Consider the following 1705-nt stretch of genomic DNA (forward strand, 5'->3'; position numbering starts at 1 on the left):
TGAATAAGCACTCCCGCAGGAATGCTTATTCAAATTCAATTTCTGTTTTATTGTCTGATGTGAAGTATCTTGAGGTAGCACCACATGCCCATCAACTTAAGAATTCTGAATTAGCCCAAAACAAAAAAATGAGCTTTTTTGTTACAAGTTAGCACAAAATTTTGTTCTGGGCGTGCTATAAAATTTTGGCTTGATGGCGATGTGGCGGTACCCCAATCAGAGGAAAACAGAATAGATCGTAGTGATTACCTCTATTTGTCTTGCGATTTTAACTATGGGCTGGATAGTTACAAAGAAGAAAAGATTAGGCGACTATACCTAATCCTTTTCCTTTTTATTATTACATTTGCTTTGTATATCGAGTTATTTTCATAGAATCTTGGTTAAATAATTGCAAATTCTTTTTATCATAGTTTTGTACTTTGTACTTAAGGTCTTTATGAATAACTTCTGCTTCCTGACCATTTACAAATTGTTTGTCGATATGTAATCGTAACTCTTTGGATGGAACATCATAAGTCCATGTACCTTCAATGTGGTTACCTTTCTTTGGATAATCTCCATATAGGTAAACTTCAAACTGTTTTGGATTACCACCTTTTAAGATAAGAGAAGGTTGGAAACCGTTTTTCGTTTCAAAACCCCAGTTAGCAATTAACTCTGTTCCATCTACTACGTTCTTTTCTACTGCTTCAAGGTTAGTACCTTCTTTATTATCCAACTCGTTTAATTGAGCTTCTGTTATTGCTCTGTTAGGAGAGCCTTCTGTGAAACCAAGTTCTTTTATGAATTTAAACCAGTACTCGTCACCTTTCTTGATTTCATTATCAGACTCTTCTAGTAATTCTTTATCAGTTCTACCCCCTTTAGGCATTTCTTTTCTAGAAAATACTTCTTTCGATAGTTTCATTGCCTTTGAGAAGTGTTCCATTGAACTCTCTACATCTTTATGGACGTCTGCATACTCTTTAGGAGGGTCAATTTCATTAAACATATCAATTGTTCTTTCGAGTCGTTTAATTCTATCTATAATCGCTTCCCTTGTAGTAGTGTTATCCGAGATATGACTCAGTTCATTGTTGTATGCTTTAAAGTCATCTTCTAAATACTTACAATAAGTATTGATATCTCGTTTATAAAACTCAGCAGATACTTTATGAGTTTTAGCTACTTTCTTCGATTCTTGTTTCTCTTCTTGCTTGGCTTCGGCTTTTTCTTTTATCTTGTCTTCCCCACCACACCCTGTTAAGAGTATGATAGGAAGTGCTATGGATAATACCTTGTTCGGTTTCATAACATCTACCCCTTTAATATTTTTATAAGCTTTTATAAAGTAACCTCTACTTTATAAATGGATTTTTCTGCAATGGCATGCAAATGTCTCGTTTCCCACAACATAATAAATGATTAGATTAACTCAACAAATTTTGTTTGTTACAAATTCAAGTTATCTTGTGATAAAAACGTAGAAAATGCTTCAACTACTGCTTAGGAATCTAATCCAATAATTATGCGAACATCACCCATTTCCAGAAAAAAACCACAATTACCATTATAACATTTCCAATAAAAGACTAATGAGTTTTTATCATTTTAGCCAAGAAGACTCCTTCCTCAAGGAACGCGAAGTGAATAGGTGGGAGATGAATTGGCTTCGGACAAGGGATGGCAGGAAGCCATCTTAATTGTTCGACATACATAAACT

General features: G+C 34.2%; 1 protein-coding gene. It reads right to left on the bottom strand.

Going from position 1 to position 1705, the window contains the following annotated elements; genetic code table 11:
• Positions 1-340 precede the first annotated feature (340 nt).
• The gene (locus BAQ49_RS09865; protein WP_071745172.1) at positions 341-1294 is read right to left on the bottom strand and encodes a DUF3994 domain-containing protein; all 954 of its coding nucleotides are present in this window, start codon (positions 1292-1294) and stop codon (positions 341-343) included.
• Between the last annotated feature and the right edge of the window lie 411 nt (positions 1295-1705).

This window comes from Bacillus proteolyticus (assembly GCF_001884065.1).
GTDB lineage: Bacteria > Bacillota > Bacilli > Bacillales > Bacillaceae_G > Bacillus_A > Bacillus_A proteolyticus.